Origin of the sequence: Bacillus sp. CDB3 (assembly GCF_002081505.1) — a bacterium.
GTDB lineage: Bacteria > Bacillota > Bacilli > Bacillales > Bacillaceae_G > Bacillus_A > Bacillus_A cereus_AT.
On sequence record NZ_ALBR01000010.1, the window covers coordinates 69,932 to 93,557 of the forward strand.

The window sequence follows — 23,626 nt, forward strand, 5'->3', positions numbered from 1 at the left end:
GGACATGTCAAACAAACTTGAAACAGGTATTCAATATATGCAAGAAGGAAACTGGGAAGAAGCAGCTAAAAATTTTACGGAAGCAATCGAAGAAAATCCGAAAGATTCGCTAGGGTACATTAACTTTGCGAATTTATTAGATGTATTAGGTGATAGTGAGCGAGCAATTTTATTTTACAAACGTGCATTAGAATTAGATGATAAATCTGCGGCTGCCTATTATGGCTTAGGAAATGTATATTACGGCCAAGAGCAATTTGCAGAGGCAAAGGCTGTATTTGAACAAGCAATGCAAGCTGGATTACAATCAGCTGATGTAACGTTTATGTTAGGTATCACACACGTGCAACTTGGAAATGATCGTCTTGCACTGCCATTTTTACAAAGAGCAACTGAATTAGATGAAAGTGATGTAGAAGCTGTTTTCCAATGCGGACTTTGCTTCGCACGACTAGAACATATTCAAGAGGCAAAACCTTATTTTGAAAAGGTATTAGAAATGGATGAAGAGCATGCAGATGCGTATTATAATTTAGGTGTTGCGTACGTATTTGAAGAAAATAATGAGAAAGCTCTTGCTTTATTTAAGAAAGCAACTGAAATTCAGCCAGATCACTTTTTAGCTGGTAATGGCGTTCGTTTATTAGAGCAAGAAGCTGAATAAAGTGAAATTATAGTTTAATGCGCAGTTACCCCTCATCTAAAGAGTATGAAAGAGGTGGGGGATGTACTGCTCATTAAAGTGAAAAGAACTCGGAAAGGAGAGGAAAGATGGGAAATCAACATGCAATGGATTTGTTTGAGGAAGAGAAAAAATTTATAAAAGCGCAAGTTCTTCATACCATTTTCCACAACGAAGAAAACCTCTATTCCGTTGTTAGTATGAAAATCATTGAAACAAATGAAACATACGACGAAAAAAAAGTGATGATAAATGGTCATTTTCCCCGTATGCATGAAGATGAAGTGTTTACATTAACAGGTCATTTTAAAGATCACCCAAAGTATGGGAAACAATATTTAGTTGAAACGTTTAAGAAAGAATTGCCGCAAACAAAAGCAGGTATGGTGCAATATTTAGCGAGCGATTTATTTAAAGGGATTGGAAAGCGTACAGCTGAAAAAATTGTAGATCATCTTGGTGAACATGCTATTTCTAAAATTATGGATGATCCTGATGCGTTAAATGGTGTTGTAAATAAGCAAAAAGCACAGGAAATATATGAGACGATTATTGAGCATCAAGGGCTTGAAAAAGTTATGAGTTTTTTAAATGGTTATGGTTTTGGGACGAAGCTTTCCATTAAAATTTATCAGCAATACAAAGAGATGACATTAGAAGTGATTCGTAATAATCCATATCAGCTTATTGAAGAAGTGGACGGAATTGGATTTGGAAGAGCAGATGATATAGGACGTGCATTAGGTATATCGGGTAATCACGACGATCGTGTACGTGCGGGGTGTTTTTATACATTAGAGAATGTTTCATTGCAATTTGGTCACGTGTATATGGAAAAAGGTCAGCTTGTAAGAGAAACGATGTCACTTTTAAATAATCAAGAAGGCAGAGTGACTGAGGAAGACATTGTAGGCTGCGTTGAAATGATGCAAGGTGAAGGGAAAGTCATTATAGAAGAAGAGCGAGTGTATTTGGCTTCGTTATTCTACTCTGAAAAGGGCGTTGTAAAGTCAATTCGTCGTCTTATGAATCAAGAAGAAACTCCTTCATTCCCTGAAGCGGAAGTATTAAAGACATTAGGGCAAATTGAAGAGCAGCTGAAGGTACAGTATGCACCACTTCAGCAAGAAGCAGTTCAAACTGCCCTTCATAAGCCGATGATGCTATTAACAGGTGGACCAGGAACAGGGAAAACAACAGTTATTAAAGGAATTGTTGAAATGTATGCGTCACTTCACGGATTATCATTAAATCTAAATGAATATAGTGATGACAACCCATTTCCAATACTATTAACGGCTCCAACAGGAAGAGCAGCGAAGCGAATGAGTGAATCAACAGGACTTCCAGCTTGCACAATTCATCGCTTGCTTGGTTGGACGCCAGAAGGGTCTTTCCAGCGCAATGAAACTGATCCGGTTCAAGGAAAGCTTCTTATTATTGATGAGTTTTCGATGGTAGATATTTGGCTGGCAAATCAATTGTTTAAATCCTTGCCGACGAATATTCAAGTAATCGTTGTAGGTGATGAAGACCAATTACCATCTGTAGGACCTGGGCAAGTGTTAAAAGATTTATTAAATGCAGGTGCCATCCCGACGGTAAAACTTACAGAAATTTATCGTCAGGCAGAAGGTTCGTCTGTTATTCAGCTCGCCCATGCGATAAAAGATGGGACGCTCCCGCCAGATTTAGCGCAAAATAAAAAAGATCGTTCATTTATCAGCTGTGCAGGGGCTCAAATTGTTGAAGTTGTAAAAAAAGTATGTGAAAACGCGAAGACGAAAGGGTTTAGCGCAAGAGATGTACAAGTATTGGCACCCATGTACCGCGGACCAGCAGGTATTAATGTGTTAAATGAAGCTCTCCAAGAAGTGTTTAACCCGAAAAGAGAAAAGAGTAAAGAAATTGCCTACGGTGACGTTGTATACCGGAGAGGTGATAAAGTACTTCAACTAGTCAATCAGCCGGAAAGCCAAGTGTTTAATGGTGATATTGGAGAAATTGTTTCGGTGTTTTATGCGAAAGAAAATGTCGAGCAACAAGATATGATTATCGTTTCATTTGATGGAATTGAAGTAACGTATACAAAACCTGATTTGAACCAAATTACACATGCGTATTGCTGTTCGATTCATAAATCACAAGGTAGTGAATTTCCAATTGTTATTATGCCGATTGTAAAGAGCTACTATCGTATGTTACGTCGAAATTTAATTTATACAGGTATTACAAGAAGTAAAAAATTTCTTATCATTTGCGGAGAAGAAGCAGCTTTTCAATCTGGTGTAAATCGCCTTGATGATGCAATGCGTCAAACGACTTTAGCTGGTCGATTGCAAGAATCACAAGGAGAGGTACAGATGGTGACGGTTAATGGTGAAGAAATGGACGTGGAAAACATTTCACCGTATGATTTTATGTAATAAGGTGAAGTTATATAGTGAAACTTTCAAACGTATAACGTTGAAAGACTCTAGCATGTATAAATGAATGCAGTTTGGACATAATGGCAAATAGAATCTGGGAGACTGTAAGGAGATGAAAGCCATATGTTCAGTTGTCCAAATTGCAAAGGGAAAGACATTGGGAAAATAGGTGTCAACCAATTTTACTGCTGGAGTTGTTATATCGAATTATCGGTTTCAAAGGGGAAAATCCATACGCATCAAGTAGAGGAAGATGGTTCATTAAGCTCTCTTGATGATTTATTTGATGAAAATGAAAGAACGATCGGATAACGAAAAGGGGGATTTACTTTGAATCTACGCAATTCATTAATCGCATTAGGTGTTGGGGCTGCAGCATATCAATATGCTCGTAAGCAAGATGTATTTTCTAAACGCAATATGAAAAAAGCACGTAAGATGATTAAGTCTTATTTATAATTTTGATAAAGTGAAAAACTCCCTTCAGGATAAGGGAGTTTTTTTATGCATTTGTATGCAAATATAAAAGTCCGATTTCTGAGAAGAGATAAGATAGACCGTAACATCCAACGCCAAGCATTCCATAATGCCATAATTGCTTCGCCCGTTCTTTTCGTGAGGAACGAATAAAGAAACCTTTCCAAATACCAAACCCAATACAAATCCATTCAAGAATCATAAAAAGTGCTGATAATACGAGCATAAATAAAACCATAATTAGCCCTCCTGATTATATTTTGACGTTCTGTATTTTCAGGGGTGGTTGTCCTTATTATGTTAAATATATGTGCGTCTTTAAAAAACAGTATGGTCTGTATAAAAAGATTTTAAAACTTTTGCACATAACCTAACCTATTTATTTTCAAAATAAAGGTGGAGGAGGTTTTTCGTGTGAAGAATCTTAAAATCATTTGGATATATCGTTTAGGATTATTGTTACTCGTTTTTCTTTGTTTGCTTGTCTTTTTGAAAATTAAGCCATTATGGGCACCGATTATTTTTGTATTTAAAGTGGCAATTACACCGTTTCTGATCGCGTGTTTCATTGCGTACTTATTGCATCCTTTAATTGAAAAAATCCATAAAGAAGGAATGCCTCGCACACTTGCCATTTTGCTCATTTACGTACTTTTCTTCGGCGGGATTGGCTATGGAATTTATAAAGGAACGCCAATTGTTATTAAGCAGTTGCAAGAGATTAATGAACAATTTCCGCAGTTTACAAAAATGTACGATTCTTGGATGGATGGGGTAACGGAACAAACAGCGAATTTCCCATCATTTATTCATGAAAAGGTGAAACAAATTTTTGGTGGTGTAGAAACGAAGATTCAAGCGCTTTTAAATAAAGTCATGAGCACAGCTCGTGGTGTACTGGATTCGTTACTCATTATTTTCTTAATTCCATTCATTGTATTTTACATATTAAAAGATTACGGTGAGTTTTATCATATCTTTTGGAAATTAGTCCCGAGTAAATGGCGTAGTACGGGGCAAATGCTTGCGAAAGAAATTGATAAGTCACTTGGAAGTTATATTCGAGGACAGTTATTTGTTTGCTTAGTATTAGGGGGAGTATCTGTTCTTTCTTTTTGGTTTATCGGTATGAAATATCCATTGCTGCTCGGCATTATTATTGGGGTAACGGATATAATCCCGTACTTTGGTCCTATTTTAGGGGCGATTCCCACGTTGATGATTGCGGCAACGGTATCAACGAGTTTACTCATTAAGGCGGGGATTACAATTGCTATTTTGCAATTTTTGGAAAGTAACATTTTATCTCCTTACATCGTTGGTAAGTCGCTTCGTATGCACCCTGTTATTATTATGCTTGCATTACTAGTTGGAGGAGAAGTAGCAGGTATTGTAGGATTGCTAATATCAGTTCCTGTTTTAGCAGTCATTCGTACAGTGATTGTTCATGTGAGGCCTCTTTGGAAAAAAGAAGATGTTTAAATGATTAGCCCTCTATTTATGAAATAGAGGGCTAATCATATGCTTATTTAGGGAGTTGCTCGTTTATTTTTTGAACGAGGGAGCTAACATCATTTGTTTGAATATGTTTTATTTTTTTCCATTCCGTATCATAAAGAAATACAATTTGATTGCTGAAAAGTCGTTTTTGTTCTTTTAGATTAGAAATTTTTGCGAAAGAGTACTCCTCAAATAATGGGTTCTTGCTTACATCTGGTCCATAAAAGAAGAGCCTTTTGTTCGTTAAGATTAACAGGCCTGGTCTTGCGACGGAACGATATATAAATATATTTAATGAACATGCTGCGTAAAAAAGGATTTTTTCGTCGGTAGCTAACATTGCTTTAGCTTGATTCAATAAAGTTGTCATTGTAATCGCTCCTTTATTGTTAATAATTTAATTATAAGAAATAATGTAATATCTAGAAATTTGTATAGGGATATTTTTTATGAAGAGATTCCTATTTAGTAGTAAATGCATAATATATCGAAAGGCTGTTAAAAATGAATAGTAGAATAATTATGGTTAATAAGCAATTGACACAATATAAATGATTATCTACATTGACAAACTTAAGAGAATTCTATTATATTTAGTCATATAATACATTAAATCAATGACGGAACAAGTACGTTACAGTCCATTTGTAGAGAGAAGCTTCCACTGGCTGAAAGAAGCTTTAAATGAAGGGTAACAGAAAGCTAATCCTGAGAGCAGCTAATCACTGCCGTCTTGCCACGTTACGGCACCATGAGGTGATGAATTGATTGTTATAATAATCAATTCATAATTAGGGTGGTATCGCGAGTTAACTCTCGTCCCTTTTATAGGGGCGGGAGTTTTTTATATTTAAGGAGGAAAATACAATGAAACAACTAACAGGCGCACAAATTCGTCAAATGTTTTTAGACTTTTTCCAAGAAAAAGGACATGCAGTAGAACCTAGTGCATCACTAGTTCCACATGAGGATCCATCTCTTCTATGGATTAACAGTGGTGTAGCAACATTAAAAAAATATTTTGATGGACGCGTAATTCCGCAAAACCCACGTATTACAAATGCTCAAAAATCAATTCGTACAAACGATATTGAAAACGTAGGGAAAACAGCTCGTCACCATACATTCTTTGAAATGTTAGGAAACTTCTCAATCGGTGATTACTTCAAAGAAGAAGCAATTACTTGGGCTTGGGAATTCTTAACGAGCGACAAATGGATCGGATTCGATAAAGAATTACTATCAGTTACAATCCATCCAGAAGATGAAGAAGCATTCACAATTTGGAATGAGAAAATGGGTGTTCCAAAAGAGCGCATCATCCGCTTAGAAGAAAACTTCTGGGATATCGGTGAAGGACCAAGTGGACCGAATACAGAGATTTTCTATGATCGCGGGGAAGCTTACGGTAATGACTTTAGTGACCCAGAATTATATCCAGGTGGAGAAAACGAGCGTTACTTAGAAGTATGGAACCTTGTATTCTCTCAATTTAACCATAATCCAGACGGTTCATATACGCCACTTCCTAAGAAAAACATCGATACAGGGATGGGTCTAGAGCGTATGACATCTATCGTTCAAGATGTGCCTACGAACTTTGATACAGACCTATTTATGCCAATGATTGGTGCAACAGAATCAATTTCTGGTGAGAAGTATCGTAATGGCGACTTAGAAAAAGATATGGCGTTTAAAGTAATTGCTGACCATATCCGTACAGTAACATTCGCTGTTGGTGACGGTGCTCTTCCATCTAACGAAGGCCGTGGTTATGTATTACGTCGTTTATTACGCCGTGCTGTTCGTTATTCGAAGAAATTAAACATCAACCGTCCATTCATGTTTGAATTAGTGCCGGTTGTTGGAGAAGTAATGAAAGACTTCTATCCAGAAGTACTTGAAAAGCAAGATTTCATCGCAAAAGTTGTGAAAAACGAAGAAGAGCGTTTCCATGAAACGCTTCATGATGGTGAAGCAATTTTAGCTGAAGTCATTGCAAAAGCGAAAGAAGAAAAAACAACTGTTATTTCTGGCGTAGATGCGTTCCGTCTATACGACACATACGGTTTCCCAATTGAATTAACAGAAGAATATGCAGAAGAAGCTGGTATGACAGTTGACCATAAAGGTTTTGAAGCTGAAATGGAAAAACAACGTGAGCGTGCACGTGCTGCTCGTCAAGATGTTGATTCTATGCAAGTTCAAGGCGGTGTACTTGGTGAAGTTAAAGTAGCAAGCGAATTCGTTGGCTACGGTACAGTTGCAACAGAAAGTAACGTTGTTGCACTTGTGAAAAATGGTGAGTATACAGATAGCTTACAAGCTGGTGAAGAAGGACAGTTAATGCTTGATGTAACGCCATTCTACGCTGAGAGCGGTGGACAAATTGCTGACCGTGGTTATCTTCTTGCTGACGGTGTGAAAGTTCTTGTAAAAGACGTACAAAAAGCGCCAAATGGCCAAAACTTACACAAAGTTGTTGTTGAAGAGGGTACATTAACGAAAGATACGGCTGTAAAAGCTGTTATTGATACGAAGAACCGTAGTAGCGTTGTGAAAAACCATACAGCAACTCACTTACTGCACCAAGCATTAAAAGACGTACTTGGAATGCATGTTAACCAAGCTGGTTCTCTTGTAACTTCTGAACGTTTACGCTTTGACTTCTCTCACTTTGGCCAAGTACAAGCTGACGAATTAGAAAAAATTGAGCGTATTGTAAACGAAAAAATTTGGGAAAGTATTGATGTTGAGATTTCTCAAAAAGCAATCGAAGAAGCGAAAGAAATGGGTGCAATGGCATTATTCGGTGAAAAATACGGAGATGTGGTGCGCGTTGTACAAGTTGGCGGTTACAGCTTAGAGCTTTGCGGTGGTTGTCACGTTGATAACACAGCTTCTATCGGTATTTTCAAAATTGTTGCTGAGTCTGGTATCGGTGCAGGAACTCGTCGTATTGAAGCAGTAACAGGTAAGTCTGCATACGAATTAATGAACGATCAAGTAGGTTTATTAAAAGAAGCAGCAGGTAAAATGAAAACAAATCCGAAAGATATTTTAACAAGAGTTGATGGTTTATTTGCTGAAGTGAAACAACTTCAAAAAGAAAACGAATCTCTTGCTGCGAAATTAAGCAATATCGAAGCTGGAAACTTAACTGATTCAGTAATGACAGTTGATGGCGTGAACGTATTAGCGGCGAAAGTAAATGTTGCAGATATGAACAACTTACGTACAATGATGGATGACCTAAAAAATAAATTAGAGTCTGCAGTTGTTGTATTAGCGTCTGTAAATGATGATAAAGTAAACATTTTAGCTGGCGTAACGAAAGATTTAATTAGCCAAGGTTACCATGCAGGTAAGCTTGTGAAAGAAGTGGCTTCTCGCTGCGGTGGTGGCGGTGGTGGCCGTCCTGACATGGCTCAAGCAGGCGGTAAAAACCCAGCTCAAGTTGAGGAAGCTTTAGCGTTTGTACAAGAGTACGTTAAATCTGTTTCAAAATAAAGAGATAGTAGTGTACAATGGTAGGGAGAGGAGAAGTTCTTCTCCCTATACTTACTACTTACAAGTGAGGTGCTTGAAATGGACGGTTTTGATAAAACAATGAAGTTTAGCATTCAAGATGAAAAACAGAGTGTCCATGTAAATGATGTACTTTTAACTGTGTATGATGCACTTCAAGAAAAAGGCTATAATCCGATTAACCAAATCGTCGGTTATTTATTAAGTGGAGACCCAGCATACATACCTCGCCATAAAGATGCACGAAGCATCGTTCGCAAGCTTGAACGTGATGAGATAATTGAAGAGCTTGTGAAGTCTTACTTGAAACATCATCGTGAGGAGTAGTTTATGCGGATATTAGGTTTAGATGTAGGTACAAAAACAGTCGGAGTTGCAATTAGTGACGAAATGGGCTGGACAGCACAAGGACTAGAAACAATCAAGATTAACGAAGAGCGAGGTCAATTTGGTTTTGATCGTATTTCTGAGTTAGTAAAACAGTATGGTGTGGACAAAATAGTAGTAGGTTTACCTAAAAATATGAATGGTACAATTGGCCCTCGTGGTGAAGCGTGCCAGCAATTTGCAGAAAACCTACGAGAGCTGTTACAATTAGACGTTGTAATGTGGGACGAGCGTTTGTCGACGATGGCAGCGGAACGTCTGCTCATTTCAGCTGATGTAAGCCGTAAGAAGCGAAAGCAAGTAATCGATAAGATGGCTGCAGTCGTAATCTTACAAGGATTTTTAGATAGTAAATAAGAGGTGACCAAAATGGAAGAAAATCAAATTACAATTGTAGACGAAAAAGGTAACGAACATTTATGTGAGATTGTTTTCACTTTTGATGCTGAAAAATTTGGCAAAAAATCATACGTAGTCTTCTCTCCAATCGGTGAAGTAGACGAAGATGGAGACCAAATTTATGATGCAATGGCTTATGAGCAAAATGAAGAAGAGGGCGGAACTTTACTTCCAATCGAATCTGAAGAAGAGTGGGAAATGGTACAAGAAATGTTCAACACTCTTGCTGATGAGCAAGAAGCTGAATAATAAGTACTGAAAAGATGGACGACATACAGTCCATCTTTTTTTGTATTTATATGTAAAATGAAAGATTTTTTGTCGAAACTGTGTAAGTCTTTGTAGTATAATGAGACGGATTGTAGAAAAATAAAGTGTCTATTAAAAAGATAAGTAAATTTATTGTGTTTTTATATCGTGTTGTATAGAAATATGTACATACGGTCTACAATTGAATAAGGAGGAAGCGTTTTGGTAGAGAATCAAGTGAAAAAGAAGCGTAGACGCATTTTTTTATTTTCGATTATCGCACTGCTCTTAGTTTGTGGTTCAGTCTATGCATATATTTCATCGGCTTTAGGACCGGTTGATAGCGAGAATAAAAAAGAGATTGAAGTAGAGATTCCAAAAGGATCATCTACAAGTAAAATTGGTGAAATTTTAGAAGAAAAAGGTGCTGTGAAAAGCGGTACAGTTTTTAGCTTTTATACGAAGGCTAAGTCAAAAAGCTTACAAGCAGGTACATATTTATTAAATCCTTCGATGAGTGCAAATGACATCATTGAACAAATGTCATCTGGTAATGTACATCGTCCAGCGCTATATAAAGTGACGATTAAAGAAGGGGCGCAAGTAACTGAAATTGCAGAAGTGATTGCGGCAGAATTAAAGTGGAATAAAGATGATGTTGTACGTCAATTAAACGATAAAGCATTTGTTCAAAAAATGCAGCAAAAGTATCCGAAGTTATTGACTGATAAAATTTTTGATAGCAATATTAAATATCCATTAGAAGGCTATCTATATCCAGCGACGTATTCTTTCTATAAAAAAGATACGACGTTAGAAGAAATCGTAATTCCAATGCTTGAGAAAACGAATGCAATTATTGTTCAAAACGAGGCAAAAATGAAAGCGAAAAACTGGGATGTTCATCAGCTTTTAACATTGTCTTCACTTATTGAAGAAGAGGCAACGGGCTTTACAGATCGTCAAAAGATCTCTAGTGTTTTCTATAATCGTTTAGCAAAAGGTATGCCACTTCAAACAGATCCGACAGTGTTATACGCGCTTGGAAAGCATAAACAACGCGTATTATATGAGGATTTAAAAGTAAACTCACCGTACAATACGTATGTTGTGAAAGGATTGCCAGTTGGGCCGATTGCAAACTCAGGGAAACATTCAGTGGAAGCGGCGTTAGAGCCTGCGCAAACAGAGTATTATTATTTCTTAGCTGCACCGAGTGGTGAAGTGTATTATGCGAAAACATTAGAAGAACATAATGCATTAAAGCAAAAATATATTACGAAAAAACAGTGAAATGGGGAGGGGTAGCGAAAAAGGTCGCACATCCCTCTTTTTTGTGGTAAAATATATCGGGTTAAAAACTGGCAGAAGAATCGTTTTTAATATCAAAACGGGACGTACAAGCTAAGGGTGAAGCTGGCTTGTATTTTTATTGCATTCTATGTGTGAAAAGACAAAGATTGACGCGTCATAGAGGCACTTCTCCATGTAAATAAGGAGGACCAATTATGGAGGATGCAGTTAACGAGTACCTATTATCATTTATTGATCCAAAAGATAAATTAATTCTTGAAATGGAAGAGTATGCAACAGAAAACCATGTGCCGATTATGGATCGACTTGGAATGGAATTTATGCTGCAATTTTTACGTTTAATTGGACCGAAAAGCATTTTAGAACTTGGAACAGCAATCGGTTATTCTAGTATTCGTATGATGGAAGCTATTCCAAATTCACGTATTGTGACAGTAGAGCGCAATCGCGAACGATATGAAAAGGCACTTGAATATATAGAACGTTCTCCAGTAACAGATCGCATTTCTGTTATTTACGGTGATGCTTTAGAAACAGGCGAACAAGTGAAAGAACATGGAACATTTGATGTTATTTTTATTGATGCAGCGAAAGGGCAATACCGTCGCTTTTTTGACTTATATGAACCGTTATTAAATCCTGGTGGCGTTATTATTTCAGATAATGTTATGTACCATGGCCTTGTAACGACAAAAGAGAAAATTGAAAATAGACGTACACGTGGTTTGATTCGTCGTATTAAGACATACAATGAATGGCTTATGAACCATGAAGGATATGATACAACGATTTTCCCGATTGGTGATGGAGTGGCTGTAAGTAAAAAGAAAGGGTGACAAAGGTATGAAGAAACCTGAATTGTTAATAACGCCTAGAGCAGTGGCGGATATCGAACCTCTTGCAAAAGCAGGAGCAGATGCAGTAATGATCGGTGAACAAAAGTTTGGTTTACGTTTAGCAGGAGATTTTTCACGTGAAGATGTGAAACAAGCTGTAAACATTGCACATGAAAATGGTGTGAAAGTATACGTTGCAATGAATGCGATGTTCCACAATGATAAAGTAGAAGAATTAACGGACTACGTTGCATTTTTAAATGAGATAAATGTAGATGCAATTGTTTTCGGAGATCCAGCGGTATTAATGGCTGTTCGTGAAGTTGCACCAAACATGAAGTTGCACTGGAATACAGAAACGACAGCAACAAACTGGTTTACTTGTAACTATTGGGGGCAAAGAGGGGCGAAACGCGCTGTATTAGCTCGTGAACTTAGCTTAGATGAAATTGTTGAATTAAAAGAAAATGCGGAAGTGGAACTTGAAGTGCAAATTCACGGTATGACTTGCATGTTCCAATCAAAGCGTTCATTAGTAGGAAACTACTTTGAGTATCAAGGCCGTAATCTCGACATTGAAAAGAAAAAGTATGAAGAGAATATGTTCTTGTATGATCCAGAGCGTAATAATAAATATCCAATTTATGAGGATGAAAATGGTACTCACATTATGAGTCCGAACGATATTTGTTTCATTGATGAGTTAGAGGAACTAATCGATGCTGAAGTCGATAGCTTAAAAATTGATGGTGTCCTAAAAAGTTCTGAATACATTATTGAGGTAACGAAGAAATATCGTAAAGCAATTGATTTATGTGTAGAAGATCGTGATGCGTATTATGACGTGAAAGACGATTTATATAAAGAGATAGAAGAAATGCAACCAGTAAATCGTCCGTTAGATACAGGATTCTTCTTTAAAGAGACGGTTTACTAAACGAGGAGGGTGTAGGAAATGACTGTACAAGAAATTTCACGAGTGATCGATGGCAAACGCGTTATTGTGAAGAAACCTGAACTGTTAATCCCTGCGGGTAACTTAGAAAAATTAAAAGTAGCTATCCATTATGGGGCAGATGCTGTATATTTAGGTGGACAAGAATTTGGTCTTCGTTCGAATGCAGGTAACTTTACGCTGGAAGACATGGCAGAAGGCGTTGAATTTGCAAAGAAATATGGAGCAAAAATATATGTAACAACAAATATTTTTGCACATAATGAAAATATGGACGGGCTAGAGGAATATTTAAAAGGGATTGAAAAAGCTGGCGTAACGGGAATTATCGTTGCTGATCCGCTTATTATTGAGACATGTAAACGTGTAGCGCCTTCTGTTGAGGTGCATTTAAGTACACAACAATCACTATCCAACTGGAAAGCAGCACAGTATTGGAAAGAAGAAGGTTTACATCGTCTTGTATTAGCTCGTGAAGCAAGCTATGAAGAGATGAAAGAAATTAAAGACAAAGTTGATATTGAAATTGAAGCATTCGTCCATGGTGCAATGTGTATCGCGTATTCTGGAAGATGTACATTAAGTAACCATATGACAGCGCGTGACTCTAACCGTGGTGGTTGTTGTCAATCTTGTCGCTGGGACTATGATTTAGTTCAAACGGTATCACAACATAAAGATGCAAAAGAGCTTCCTTTATTCCAAGAAGAAGATGCTCACTTTGCGATGAGTCCAAAAGATTTAAATTTAATTTTATCAATTCCGAAAATGATTGAAATTGGAATTGATAGCTTAAAAGTTGAAGGACGTATGAAATCTATCCATTACGTAGCGACTGTAGCAACTGTATATCGTAAAGTAATTGATGCGTATTGTGCGGATCCGGATAACTTTGAGTTTAAACAAGAGTGGTTAGATGAGCTTGATAAATGTGCAAATCGTGACACAGCTCCTGCATTCTTTGAAGGGGTTCCAGGACATCAAGAGCAAATGTTTGGAAATCATAGTAAGAAAACAACGTATGATTTCGCTGGTTTAGTGTTAGATTATAATGAAGAAACGGGCATCGTAACGCTTGAGCAACGTAATCATTTCAAACCAGGACATGAAGTGGAGTTCTTTGGACCAGAAATAGAAAACTTTACGCAGACGGTGGAGAAAATTTGGGATGAGGATGGAAACGAATTAGATGCAGCGAGACATCCGTTGCAAATCGTGAAATTCAAAGTGGATCAACCAGTGTATGTGAATAATATGATGCGCAAAAACATACTTCAATAAGAAAGAGTGGTAGTCGAATGGGGACGAATAAGCCTGTTGTAATTGGAATCGCTGGTGGTTCAGGATCAGGAAAAACAAGTGTAACGAAAGCGATTTTTGACCATTTTAAAGGTCATTCCATTTTAATCTTGGAGCAAGATTATTATTACAAAGATCAAAGCCATTTACCAATGGAAGAGCGTTTAAAAACAAATTATGATCATCCGCTTGCGTTTGATAATGATCTGTTAATTGAACATTTGCAGCAGTTGCTTGCATATGAGCAAATTGATAAGCCTGTATATGACTATACATTGCATACGCGTTCAGAAGAAATTATTCCAGTTGAGCCGAAAGATGTAATCATTTTAGAAGGAATTCTTATTTTAGAAGACCCACGTCTTTGTGAGTTAATGGACATTAAGCTATTCGTTGATACAGATGCGGATCTTCGTATTTTACGCCGTATGCAGCGTGATATTGAAGAGCGCGGTCGTACGATGGATTCAGTTATTGATCAATACGTAACTGTTGTACGTCCAATGCACAATCAATTTATTGAGCCTTCTAAGAAATTTGCGGATATTATTATCCCTGAAGGTGGACAAAACCATGTTGCAATTGATATTATGGTGACAAAAATTGCAACAATTCTTGAACAAAAAGTAAATTTGTAATAGCATAGTAAAAGATATACGATAGGAAGGGATTTTTTCCCTTCCTATCGAATACAATGAAGCATGCAACCTCATCTATATATAGGTGAGGGCATATTTATATCAACTTTCCATACATATCTTCTTTATATAAAGAAGAATTGGGAATAAGGGGTTGTATGTGACAACTCCGCTAGTACAGGCGTGCTAGAAACCTCCGCTACACATATAAGCGGGGGAGTTTTCATATGGAACTCCTCTTTTTTTCGGGGGATTGGTATATAAAAGGAGTGGAAAATATGGCAACAGAAAAAACATACCCAATGACGCAAGAGGGTAAGCAAAAGCTAGAGAACGAACTTGAGGATTTAAAAACGGTAAAACGTAAAGAGGTTGTAGAGCGCATTAAGATTGCACGTAGCTTCGGAGATCTTTCTGAGAACTCTGAGTATGATGCGGCGAAAGATGAGCAAGCGTTCGTAGAAGGACGTATTACACAATTAGAAAACATGATTCGTAATGCAGTTATCATCACAGATAACGGCGAAGAATCTACAGTTGTTACATTAGGTAAAACAGTAACATTTAAAGAGTTACCAGGTGGAGATGAAGAATCTTACACAATCGTAGGTAGCGCAGAAGCAGACCCATTTGAAGGAAGAATTTCTAACGATTCTCCAATCGCAAAAAGCTTATTAGGTAAGCAAATTGGTGAGAAGGTGGCAATCCAAACTCCAGGTGGAGAAATGCAAGTAGAGATTATCTCTGTAAAATAACGTAAAAATCACTCGTGTAAAAACGGGTGATTTTTTTATTTGTATAAAAGATGAAACACCTCGTCTAAACTACATGAGACGAGGTGTTTTTTATGAAAATAAAACGGAGAATTACAGTTGTGTTAATTTGTTTTATGAGTGTAATGTTTTTACTACTTTGTCGCTTAATCCAAATACAGATTTTAGATACGGAATCATTTACTGACCAAAATATCAATTTAATTGAAAAAAGTGTTACGCAACGAACGCAATCACTTACAGTGGATAATGGAAGAGGGCACTTTACAGATCGAAATGGTAAGGAAATCGGTGAAGAGAAATATCCAGTTCTAATTATTTTTCCATTTTTACAAATAAAAAATGACATGTTAGAGAAAATTTCGCATATCATTGGTTTGTCGAGACAAGAGATAAGACTGCAAATGAAAAGTAAGAATAAAGCATTTATATTACAAAGGGGGAATATCCCATTTCAATTAACGGTTGAGCAGATGGAGAAGGTAAATCAGTTAGATACTTTAGGCATTGTAGCAGCAGAAGTTCGATTGAAGCAAATGGGAGAGACAAATCATTTAATTGGTGATGTGGGAGAGAATGAACAGGAATTTCAAAAGCGCTATGGAGAAATGAAAAAACTTTCGGAACAAACGCCAATTGGTATTTCCGGATTGCAACAATCATTTGATGAATTTTTACTTACTGATGGAGAGGCAAAAGTACTATATCAAGTGGATCGGCAAGGAGAGCCGATTTTCGGGAAACAGGCAAAATACACTTCACCAGGAAATCCATTTTATCCAGTTACTATTCAAACAACGCTACATAAAACGTTACAACGGCAAGCTGAAAAGATTATAAATGAAAACGGAATAAAAAAAGGTGGGTTAGTATTACTAGACATAAAAAATAGTGAAGTTTTAGCAATGGTAAGTAAGCCATCTTTACAGATGAATGATAGGAGCGCATACAAAGCAACACTTGAAAATCAAATGTTAACTCCTCATTTTCCTGGATCTGTTTTTAAAACAGTAGTTGCAGCGGCGGTAATTGATCAAAATTTGGTGCGATTTAACCGTGTATTTAACTGTAATACGGATTTATACGGTGAAAATCTTCCACAAGTTATGATGGGGTCATTAAACTTTAAGGAAAGCTTTGCTAGAAGCTGTAATCGGACGTTTGCCCTATTGGGTAATGAACTAATACAAAAGGATAGAGAAGTGTTAGAGACGTATTTAGAGGCCCTAGGGGCAAGTAAGACGGTTGGTTGGAAAGGTTCAGTATTTCATGCAACAGAATTTGAACAATTGCCAGAAGAAAAGAATGCTGTTATTTGGAGAAGTGAAGAAAATAAAGTTAGTAGAAAAGCGATTGCTCAAACGATGATTGGACAAAAAGATGTACGCGTGTCGCCTCTAGCTATAGCGAATATGATGGCGACAATTGCTAGAGATGGAGAGAAGTTGGAAGTGAAAGCTGTAAAAAAAATAGTATATAAAAATGGAACCGATTTTTTTACATTTGAAAATCATAAATTAACTGGGAAACAGCTTTCTTATGAAACGGTGAAAAAACTACAAGAGTTATTAAGGGCTGTTGTAACGGCGGAGAAAGGAACGGGAACAGTGTTCCGTTCGTTACCACTAAACGTTGCCGGAAAATCTGGAACGGCACAAACAGGAAAAGGAGAAAAGGTGAATCGCTGGTTTGCAGGTTATTTTCCATATGAAAATCCAAGATATGCTTTAGTTGTAGTTGATATAGAAACAGATAGTAACAAAAATGTAGTTACACCCGTTTTTACAGAACTGGTAGAAGCAATTCATAGATTAGAAAATGAAAAGTAATCTTGCAATTATTTATGAAATGTTTTCATTTCGTGAAAATATTATTGTAAATGTTCAACCTTTCTAGATTTAATGTTACAATAGCAAGTATGAAAAACTGCATGGAGGTTTGAAGAATGGCAGGAGGATCTAGATTTCAACAGAAACAACAAAAACGTCGTCAAAACGGTGTTTTAAATATTGCAATTGCTATTGTATTAATAGCAGTAGCTATTGTAGCATATCAATTGTTTGTTCCTGACACAAAAGAGCAAGCGTCTTCTAGTGATAAAAAAGTAGCTCAGCAAACAACAAAAGAGAATAAAGCTGAGAAAGCTAAAGGTAAAGAAGAGACGAAGAAGAACGAGCAAGAGAAGGCAGAGGCTAAGAAGAAGGAAGAAGAGAAGCAAAAGGCTGAAGAAGAACAGAAAAAAGCTGAAGAAGAAGCGAAAGCTAACGAGAAAGCACCAGCTGAAAAAACACAGCCAAAGGCAACCGATGCTTATACGAAATCTTCTTGGAAGCCAGTAGGTACAGAGCAAGGCACAACACCTGCGATGACGTTTAAAAAAGGTACAGCAGATTGGAATGAGATGAATCAAGCAATTTCCGCTGCAATTGACGTTCCAGTAGAGCAATTAGTTATTCATAGAATCGGAAATAACGGTAAGAATAAAGCTTACGGTAACGTACAAGATAAACAATCAGGTAAAAAATATTATGTAAATATTGATTGGGTAGACAATGAAGGCTGGAAACCAGTACTTGTTCAAACTCTAAACTAAAAAAGAGAAGCTCTTATGAGCTTCTCAGAGTGTTGGGAAACCCTTTAGGGTTCCCAACACTCTGAAATCTTTTTGATTTTAGCAAATGAAAACAACATAAAATAATAGAATTTAGAAAAATAGCCCTCCACCAGACCCTTTTTGGTCAGATGGAGGGCTATTTTTTTCATATTTTGACAAGCTGAGGTGAGATAAGCCTGCATTTGGACAGACTTCAGCCCCCGAAACCGAGCATATCGATAGCCATGGAGTTCTTTGGCGTCCGCAAAGCTTCGCTCTATAGTTGAACAGCGTACTTTATACAACTTTTTCCCTGTAACTGTTAGCTTGTTTTTTCTAGCGATATCTTTATATTTCTCCCATACATGATGAGTGATAACTTTTGTTTCTGTTTCTTTGAAAAGCACACCTCACGTAGCGGACAAACAGCGCAGTCTTCTGGATTCGATTTATATTGACGATATCCTTCGCGATCCGTTGTCGCATACTCTAAAATACATCCCATCGGACAAGCAAATGCATTCATTTCTTCTACATATTTAAATTGGCTTTTCGGTACTTCTTTATTTCGCTTTCCAAATCGGCGATACCCCATCACCATAAATATATTTCTTTCTGATAATTTCTTACAGATATAACCTGTAAAATAGCCTGCATCAAGAGCTACAGCTTCCACCTTAAATCCGAATTTATTAATTTGAGCTTGTAGACGTGCTAAATACGGCTCGGAATCTGCCATATTTCCAGCCGTTATATAGGTATCTGTAATGATATTGTACTTCGCATCAGTTGTACGATGATCTAAGAAATGAAAACCGTTCGGTTTTCCATCTCTCATTAAAAATCCACTATCTGGATCCGTAGTGCTTATACGAGTTTTTTTAGTAGGGGTATCACTTTCCTTTCTAGGTTTTAATTCTTTTTTCCGTGTACCTCACGATCTTCGATTACCGCAGCTTCTAGTTCATCTATATAAAACTTTGCCTTTTCTTTTTTATATTTATGTACAAATTTATTTTTATTAGCATTGGCCTTAATATGTGTAGAATCTGTCATCAGTGCACGTCCTCCCACCATCCGGTTCTCCGTCGCTTGCCTCACAATCTCATCAAAAATTTCTTCGAAAATATTTGTATGAATAAAACGGGTACGGCGATTCCAACTGATTGTAGAATGATCTGGAATAGTATCTGATAGAGAAAACCCTAAAAACCAACGGTAGGCGATATTCGTTTTAATCTCCTTTTCCAATTGACGCTCAGAACGAATACCATAAAAATATCCAATAAACATCATTTTGAATAAAACGATAGGATGGATTGACGGACGTCCATTGTTTTCACAGTAATAAGGGCGTAACTTCTCCTCAATAAAATCAAAACGAATTGTCGCTTCAATCGCACGAAGGAAATGATCTTGTGGAACTAACTCTTCTACAGAAACAGATACACGTTCATCGCGATGATTTTTTAAAGCACCCATCATAAGAAATCTCTCCTTTTCCTCTTTTTTATCAGTGTTGACACATAAAAAGAGGTTCAGACACAAAAACAGGCTGTGGAGAAGACTTTCTCCACAGCCTGAGAAGCTCTTATGAGCTTCTCTTTTTTAGTTAGCGTAATTTTTTTAATTTAAAATGAACAATCGCGCTATAATATGGTCTTTTGCTTTCCGGATCCATAACCATTTGATGCGAGATGTGATGAACCTCAAGCATAAGTGCTTTATTATTATCGATTTGTTCACTAATTTTTCGTTCTAAAGAAGCTAAGTCTCCCGCTTCAAAAAACTCTACTTTATCTTCTAACATTTCAAAGGTAAATGACACGAAGACGACCCCTCTCCTATGTAATCACCTATAGTGTAACAAAGAAAAGAAGGAAATACCATGTACATTTCAATTGACATTTTTAGAAAGAGGGCATATTATACTGATAAAACCGATAAGAAAAAGGGGAATTTTTATGGGTACAGAATTTAATGGTTTATTTGATGAGTGGGCTCATACGTACGACTCATTCGTACAAGGTGAAGATATACAATATAAAGAAGTTTTCGCCCGTTATGAGGACATTTTAGAGGATGTAGTTAACAAGTCATTTGGTAACGTATTAGAATTTGGTGTTGGTACTGGCAATTTAACAAATAAATTATTACTTGCTGGTCGTACAGTTTACGGTATAGAACCGTCACGTGAAATGCGCATTATTGCTAAAGAAAAATTGCCGCAAGAGTTTTCAATTACAGAAGGTGATTTTCTTTCATTCGAAGTTCCAAATTCAATTGATACCATTGTGAGCACCTATGCATTTCATCATTTAACAGATGAAGAAAAAGACGTAGCGATTGCGAAGTATAGTCAATTGCTAAACAAAGGTGGTAAAATAGTGTTTGCTGATACAATATTTGCAGATCAAGATGCATATGATAAAACTGTCGAAGTAGCAAAACAAAGAGGTTTTCATCAGTTAGCAAACGATTTGCAAACAGAATACTATACACGTATTCCTATCATGCAATCTATTTTTGAAAACAATGGCTTCCATGTAACGTTCACGAGATTAAATCATTTCGTTTGGGTAATGGAGGCAACTAAGCAATAGAAAGAGGGATTAGATTGAGAATTGCTGTAATTGGAGCAATGGAAGAAGAAGTACGTATTTTACGTGACAAACTAGAACAAGCAGAAACAGAAACTGTTGCAGGTTGTGAATTTACGAAAGGGCTATTAGCAGGACATGAAGTAATCTTGTTAAAGTCTGGTATTGGTAAAGTAAACGCAGCGATGTCAACGACGATTTTATTAGAAAGATATCAGCCTGAAAAAGTAATTAATACTGGTTCAGCTGGTGGATTCCATCACTCTTTAAATGTTGGAGATGTGGTTATTTCAACAGAAGTTCGTCACCATGACGTAGATGTAACAGCATTTAACTATGAATATGGTCAAGTGCCAGGAATGCCGCCTGGATTTAAAGCTGATGACGCATTAGTTGCATTAGCTGAGAAATGTATGCAGGCAGAAGAAAATATTCAAGTTGTAAAAGGTATGATTGCAACAGGCGATTCATTTATGAGTGATCCGAACCGCGTTGCGGCAATTCGTGATAAATTTGAAGATCTTTATGCAGTAGAAATGGAAGCAGCAGCTGTTGCACAAGTATGCCACCAATATGAAGTTCCGTTTGTTATTATTCGTGCACTTTCTGATATTGCTGGTAAAGAATCAAATGTTTCATTTGATCAATTTTTAGATCAAGCAGCTCTTCATTCTACAAACTTTATCGTAAAAGTACTAGAAGAGTTAAAGTAATGTAACAAAAAGGCAACTGTCTCATATAAAGAAAATACATACAGTTGCCTTTTCTTTATTGGCAAATAAGGGGGAGAACACGATGAATGTATATCGTGGAGTTCATGAGTTGATTGGCCATACACCAATCGTAGAAATTACTCGTTTTTCACTTCCGAAAGGAGTCCGTTTATTTGCAAAGCTTGAATTTTACAACCCAGGCGGAAGCGTTAAGGATCGTTTAGGAAGAGAATTAATTGAGGATGCATTAGAAAAAGGGCTTGTTACCCAGGGCGGAACAATTATTGAACCGACGGCTGGAAATACTGGCATTGGACTGGCACTTGCAGCGTTAGAACATGATTTACGCGTCATCGTTTGTGTACCAGAGAAATTTAGTGTTGAAAAGCAAGAATTAATGAAAGCGCTAGGTGCAACGGTCGTGCATACACCGACTGAGCAAGGAATGACCGGCGCAATTGCAAAGGCAAAAGAATTAGTAAATGAAATACCGAATTCATACTCTCCAAGTCAGTTTGCGAATGAAGCAAACCCTCGTGCTTATTTCAAAACATTAGGTCCTGAACTTTGGGATGCATTGAATGGAGAAATTAACATATTTGTTGCAGGGGCAGGAACTGGCGGTACGTTTATGGGAACTGCGTCCTATTTAAAAGAGAAAAACATTGATATTAAGACGGTTATTGTAGAACCAGAAGGATCTATTTTAAATGGTGGTAAAGCTGGTTCACATGAAACAGAAGGGATTGGTCTTGAATTCATCCCGCCATTTTTAAAAACATCTTATTTTGATGAAATTCATACAATTTCTGATCGACATGCATTTTTACGAGTGAAAGAGTTAGCGCAAAAAGAAGGCCTTCTCGTTGGGAGCTCTTCAGGAGCAGCATTTCATGCGAGCTTACTTGAGGCAGAGAAAGCAACACCAGGTACAAATATTGTAACGATTTTTCCTGATAGTAGTGAGCGCTATTTAAGTAAAGACATATACAAAGGATGGGAATAAAAAATGAGAGCAAAGACAAAGTTAATTCATGGTATTCGCATAGGAGAACTTTCAACTGGATCTGTAAACGTACCGATTTATCAAACAAGTACGTATAAACAAGAAGCAGTTGGTAAGCATCAAGGATATGAATATTCACGTACAGGCAATCCAACACGTGCAGCTTTAGAAGAAATGATTGCTGTATTAGAAAACGGTCATGCTGGATTTGCATTTGGTTCAGGAATGGCTGCTATTACAGCAACAATTATGTTGTTCTCAAAAGGTGACCACGTCATTTTAACAGATGATGTTTATGGCGGAACGTACCGTGTTATTACGAAAGTATTAAACCGCTTCGGTATTGAGCATACATTTGTAGATACAACAAACCTAGAGGAAGTTGTAGAAGCGATTCGCCCAAATACGAAAGCGATTTATGTAGAAACACCAACGAACCCATTACTAAAAATTACTGATATTAAGAAAATATCTGCTCTTGCTAAAGAGAAAGATTTATTAACAATTATTGATAACACATTCATGACGCCATATTGGCAGTCGCCAATTTCTTTAGGAGCAGACATTGTGCTTCATAGTGCAACGAAATATTTAGGAGGACATAGTGACGTAGTTGCAGGCCTAGTAGTTGTAAATAGCCCGCAATTAGCAGAAGACCTTCACTTTGTACAAAACTCAACAGGAGGTATTCTTGGCCCACAAGATAGCTTCTTACTACTTCGTGGTTTAAAAACATTAGGAATTCGTATGGAAGAACATGAAACGAATTCACGTGCGATTGCCGAGTTTTTAAATAACCATCCAAAAGTAAATAAAGTATATTATCCAGGTCTTGAATCCCATCAAAACCATGAACTAGCAACAGAACAAGCAAATGGATTTGGTGCTATCATCTCATTTGATGTAGATAGTGAGGAAACTTTAAATAGAGTACTTGAGAAGTTACAGTACTTCACACTTGCTGAAAGTTTAGGAGCAGTAGAAAGTTTAATTTCTATCCCGTCTCAAATGACACATGCATCAATCCCAGCAGATCGCCGTAAAGAATTGGGAATTACAGATACATTAATTCGAATCTCTGTTGGTATTGAAGACGGTGAAGATCTAATTGAAGATCTAGCACAAGCGTTAGCGTAATAAAAGTGCACTGCTATATAGTACGAGTAGCGACTTTATTACTATTATTTAGTTGTAACTAATTACTACTAAACTAAGTAACAATAACAACAAACTAGAAATAAATTACTA

The 23,626-nt window shown here is 37.0% G+C and carries 24 protein-coding genes, 1 pseudogene and 1 other annotated feature; of the genes and pseudogenes, 21 read left to right on the forward strand and 4 right to left on the reverse strand.

Annotated elements, in window-relative coordinates; translation table 11 throughout:
- The first annotated feature begins 4 nt into the window (after nt 1-4).
- The 4 genes from CDB3_RS02055 (at nt 5) to CDB3_RS02070 (ending at nt 3,570) form a co-directional block, all read left to right on the forward strand.
- Entirely contained in the window at nt 5-664 is a 660-nt protein-coding gene (locus tag CDB3_RS02055; RefSeq protein WP_071747431.1) for a tetratricopeptide repeat protein, read from the forward strand.
- 107 nt (nt 665-771) lie between these two features.
- On the forward strand, nt 772-3,108 hold the full coding sequence (recD2, locus tag CDB3_RS02060) for an SF1B family DNA helicase RecD2 (RefSeq protein ID WP_097830595.1): 2,337 nt from the start codon (nt 772-774) through the stop codon (nt 3,106-3,108).
- Nucleotides 3,109-3,234: 126 nt separating this feature from the next.
- Nucleotides 3,235-3,423 (forward strand): hypothetical protein, encoded by a 189-nt coding sequence (locus CDB3_RS02065; protein ID WP_097830596.1) that lies wholly within the window; start codon nt 3,235-3,237, stop codon nt 3,421-3,423.
- Between the two features lie 18 nt (nt 3,424-3,441).
- The gene (locus tag CDB3_RS02070) at nt 3,442-3,570 is read left to right on the forward strand and encodes a YrzQ family protein (RefSeq protein WP_001053553.1); all 129 of its coding nucleotides are present in this window, start codon (nt 3,442-3,444) and stop codon (nt 3,568-3,570) included.
- A gap of 43 nt (nt 3,571-3,613) precedes the next feature.
- On the opposite strand, the gene CDB3_RS02075 is transcribed toward CDB3_RS02070, so the two are convergent.
- On the reverse strand, nt 3,614-3,826 hold the full coding sequence (locus CDB3_RS02075) for a hypothetical protein (protein ID WP_097830597.1): 213 nt from the start codon (nt 3,824-3,826) through the stop codon (nt 3,614-3,616).
- A 176-nt stretch (nt 3,827-4,002) separates the two neighbouring features.
- Between CDB3_RS02075 and CDB3_RS02080 the strand changes: the two genes are divergently transcribed.
- Nucleotides 4,003-5,070: an AI-2E family transporter gene (locus CDB3_RS02080; protein WP_128853341.1), complete on the forward strand. Its 1,068-nt coding sequence runs from the start codon at nt 4,003-4,005 to the stop codon at nt 5,068-5,070.
- 43 nt (nt 5,071-5,113) lie between these two features.
- On the opposite strand, the gene CDB3_RS02085 is transcribed toward CDB3_RS02080, so the two are convergent.
- A complete protein-coding gene (locus CDB3_RS02085) occupies nt 5,114-5,458 on the reverse strand; it encodes a PH domain-containing protein (protein ID WP_097830599.1) in 345 nt (114 codons plus the stop codon).
- 238 nt (nt 5,459-5,696) lie between these two features.
- Nucleotides 5,697-5,915, forward strand: a binding site (T-box leader).
- Nucleotides 5,916-5,955: 40 nt separating this feature from the next.
- On the opposite strand from CDB3_RS02085, the gene alaS reads away from it, so the two are divergent.
- From alaS to CDB3_RS02145, 12 genes are all read left to right on the forward strand, one after another.
- Nucleotides 5,956-8,598 carry an alanine--tRNA ligase gene (alaS, locus tag CDB3_RS02090; protein ID WP_128853342.1) on the forward strand — a complete coding sequence of 881 codons (2,643 nt, stop codon included), beginning with the start codon at nt 5,956-5,958 and terminating at the stop codon, nt 8,596-8,598.
- Nucleotides 8,599-8,676: 78 nt separating this feature from the next.
- Nucleotides 8,677-8,943, forward strand: a complete 267-nt coding sequence (locus CDB3_RS02095) for an IreB family regulatory phosphoprotein (protein ID WP_000348591.1) — start codon at nt 8,677-8,679, stop codon at nt 8,941-8,943.
- A gap of 3 nt (nt 8,944-8,946) precedes the next feature.
- Nucleotides 8,947-9,360: a Holliday junction resolvase RuvX gene (gene ruvX / locus CDB3_RS02100; protein ID WP_097830601.1), complete on the forward strand. Its 414-nt coding sequence runs from the start codon at nt 8,947-8,949 to the stop codon at nt 9,358-9,360.
- A 12-nt stretch (nt 9,361-9,372) separates the two neighbouring features.
- Nucleotides 9,373-9,651, forward strand: a complete 279-nt coding sequence (locus CDB3_RS02105) for a DUF1292 domain-containing protein (protein ID WP_000392249.1) — start codon at nt 9,373-9,375, stop codon at nt 9,649-9,651.
- Nucleotides 9,652-9,873: 222 nt separating this feature from the next.
- Nucleotides 9,874-10,944 (forward strand): endolytic transglycosylase MltG, encoded by a 1,071-nt coding sequence (gene mltG, locus CDB3_RS02110; protein ID WP_128853343.1) that lies wholly within the window; start codon nt 9,874-9,876, stop codon nt 10,942-10,944.
- A gap of 215 nt (nt 10,945-11,159) precedes the next feature.
- Nucleotides 11,160-11,801 (forward strand): O-methyltransferase, encoded by a 642-nt coding sequence (locus CDB3_RS02115; protein WP_000389099.1) that lies wholly within the window; start codon nt 11,160-11,162, stop codon nt 11,799-11,801.
- Nucleotides 11,802-11,808: 7 nt separating this feature from the next.
- Nucleotides 11,809-12,738: a peptidase U32 family protein gene (locus CDB3_RS02120; protein ID WP_128853344.1), complete on the forward strand. Its 930-nt coding sequence runs from the start codon at nt 11,809-11,811 to the stop codon at nt 12,736-12,738.
- 18 nt (nt 12,739-12,756) lie between these two features.
- Nucleotides 12,757-14,037 carry a peptidase U32 family protein gene (locus CDB3_RS02125; RefSeq protein WP_000217960.1) on the forward strand — a complete coding sequence of 427 codons (1,281 nt, stop codon included), beginning with the start codon at nt 12,757-12,759 and terminating at the stop codon, nt 14,035-14,037.
- A gap of 17 nt (nt 14,038-14,054) precedes the next feature.
- Nucleotides 14,055-14,693 carry a uridine kinase gene (gene udk, locus CDB3_RS02130; RefSeq protein WP_000537077.1) on the forward strand — a complete coding sequence of 213 codons (639 nt, stop codon included), beginning with the start codon at nt 14,055-14,057 and terminating at the stop codon, nt 14,691-14,693.
- Nucleotides 14,694-14,971: 278 nt separating this feature from the next.
- A complete protein-coding gene (gene greA, locus CDB3_RS02135) occupies nt 14,972-15,448 on the forward strand; it encodes a transcription elongation factor GreA (protein ID WP_000179964.1) in 477 nt (158 codons plus the stop codon).
- A gap of 92 nt (nt 15,449-15,540) precedes the next feature.
- Nucleotides 15,541-17,295, forward strand: a complete 1,755-nt coding sequence (locus CDB3_RS02140; protein ID WP_128853345.1) for a peptidoglycan D,D-transpeptidase FtsI family protein — start codon at nt 15,541-15,543, stop codon at nt 17,293-17,295.
- A gap of 116 nt (nt 17,296-17,411) precedes the next feature.
- Complete coding sequence (locus tag CDB3_RS02145) at nt 17,412-18,059, forward strand: YrrS family protein (protein ID WP_128853346.1); 648 nt, start codon at nt 17,412-17,414, stop codon at nt 18,057-18,059.
- Between the two features lie 44 nt (nt 18,060-18,103).
- Here the strand turns inward: CDB3_RS02145 and CDB3_RS02150 are convergent.
- A pseudogene (locus CDB3_RS02150) lies at nt 18,104-19,544 on the reverse strand (IS1182 family transposase).
- A gap of 127 nt (nt 19,545-19,671) precedes the next feature.
- Nucleotides 19,672-19,887 carry a YrzA family protein gene (locus tag CDB3_RS02155; protein ID WP_090977026.1) on the reverse strand — a complete coding sequence of 72 codons (216 nt, stop codon included), beginning with the start codon at nt 19,885-19,887 and terminating at the stop codon, nt 19,672-19,674.
- A gap of 136 nt (nt 19,888-20,023) precedes the next feature.
- On the opposite strand from CDB3_RS02155, the gene CDB3_RS02160 reads away from it, so the two are divergent.
- The 4 genes from CDB3_RS02160 to CDB3_RS02175 all read left to right on the forward strand — a co-directional run bounded on the left by CDB3_RS02160 (nt 20,024) and on the right by CDB3_RS02175 (nt 23,515).
- Nucleotides 20,024-20,662, forward strand: a complete 639-nt coding sequence (locus tag CDB3_RS02160) for a class I SAM-dependent DNA methyltransferase (RefSeq protein WP_097830607.1) — start codon at nt 20,024-20,026, stop codon at nt 20,660-20,662.
- A 14-nt stretch (nt 20,663-20,676) separates the two neighbouring features.
- Nucleotides 20,677-21,372, forward strand: coding sequence for a 5'-methylthioadenosine/S-adenosylhomocysteine nucleosidase (gene mtnN, locus CDB3_RS02165; protein ID WP_128853347.1), 696 nt, complete (start codon nt 20,677-20,679; stop codon nt 21,370-21,372).
- Nucleotides 21,373-21,454: 82 nt separating this feature from the next.
- The gene (locus tag CDB3_RS02170; RefSeq protein ID WP_128853348.1) at nt 21,455-22,378 is read left to right on the forward strand and encodes an O-acetylserine dependent cystathionine beta-synthase; all 924 of its coding nucleotides are present in this window, start codon (nt 21,455-21,457) and stop codon (nt 22,376-22,378) included.
- 3 nt (nt 22,379-22,381) lie between these two features.
- Nucleotides 22,382-23,515 (forward strand): bifunctional cystathionine gamma-lyase/homocysteine desulfhydrase, encoded by a 1,134-nt coding sequence (locus tag CDB3_RS02175; RefSeq protein ID WP_128853349.1) that lies wholly within the window; start codon nt 22,382-22,384, stop codon nt 23,513-23,515.
- Nucleotides 23,516-23,626 lie beyond the last annotated feature (111 nt).

Excerpts from the sequence above, each read along its gene's own strand:
- CDB3_RS02120 (WP_128853344.1), top strand. The coding sequence starts at position 11,809 with ATGAAGAAACCTGAATTGTTAATAACGCCTAGAGCAGTGGCGGATATC.
- CDB3_RS02065 (WP_097830596.1), top strand. The coding sequence starts at position 3,235 with ATGTTCAGTTGTCCAAATTGCAAAGGGAAAGACATTGGGAAAATAGGT.
- CDB3_RS02105 (WP_000392249.1), top strand. The coding sequence starts at position 9,373 with ATGGAAGAAAATCAAATTACAATTGTAGACGAAAAAGGTAACGAACAT.
- CDB3_RS02075 (WP_097830597.1), bottom strand. The coding sequence starts at position 3,826 with ATGGTTTTATTTATGCTCGTATTATCAGCACTTTTTATGATTCTTGAA.
- recD2 (WP_097830595.1), top strand. The coding sequence starts at position 772 with ATGGGAAATCAACATGCAATGGATTTGTTTGAGGAAGAGAAAAAATTT.
- CDB3_RS02145 (WP_128853346.1), top strand. The coding sequence starts at position 17,412 with ATGGCAGGAGGATCTAGATTTCAACAGAAACAACAAAAACGTCGTCAA.
- CDB3_RS02055 (WP_071747431.1), top strand. The coding sequence starts at position 5 with ATGTCAAACAAACTTGAAACAGGTATTCAATATATGCAAGAAGGAAAC.
- alaS (WP_128853342.1), top strand. The coding sequence starts at position 5,956 with ATGAAACAACTAACAGGCGCACAAATTCGTCAAATGTTTTTAGACTTT.
- CDB3_RS02115 (WP_000389099.1), top strand. The coding sequence starts at position 11,160 with ATGGAGGATGCAGTTAACGAGTACCTATTATCATTTATTGATCCAAAA.
- CDB3_RS02175 (WP_128853349.1), top strand. The coding sequence starts at position 22,382 with ATGAGAGCAAAGACAAAGTTAATTCATGGTATTCGCATAGGAGAACTT.
- CDB3_RS02140 (WP_128853345.1), top strand. The coding sequence starts at position 15,541 with ATGAAAATAAAACGGAGAATTACAGTTGTGTTAATTTGTTTTATGAGT.
- CDB3_RS02125 (WP_000217960.1), top strand. The coding sequence starts at position 12,757 with ATGACTGTACAAGAAATTTCACGAGTGATCGATGGCAAACGCGTTATT.
- CDB3_RS02170 (WP_128853348.1), top strand. The coding sequence starts at position 21,455 with ATGAATGTATATCGTGGAGTTCATGAGTTGATTGGCCATACACCAATC.
- greA (WP_000179964.1), top strand. The coding sequence starts at position 14,972 with ATGGCAACAGAAAAAACATACCCAATGACGCAAGAGGGTAAGCAAAAG.
- CDB3_RS02085 (WP_097830599.1), bottom strand. The coding sequence starts at position 5,458 with ATGACAACTTTATTGAATCAAGCTAAAGCAATGTTAGCTACCGACGAA.
- CDB3_RS02160 (WP_097830607.1), top strand. The coding sequence starts at position 20,024 with ATGGGTACAGAATTTAATGGTTTATTTGATGAGTGGGCTCATACGTAC.
- udk (WP_000537077.1), top strand. The coding sequence starts at position 14,055 with ATGGGGACGAATAAGCCTGTTGTAATTGGAATCGCTGGTGGTTCAGGA.
- CDB3_RS02095 (WP_000348591.1), top strand. The coding sequence starts at position 8,677 with ATGGACGGTTTTGATAAAACAATGAAGTTTAGCATTCAAGATGAAAAA.
- ruvX (WP_097830601.1), top strand. The coding sequence starts at position 8,947 with ATGCGGATATTAGGTTTAGATGTAGGTACAAAAACAGTCGGAGTTGCA.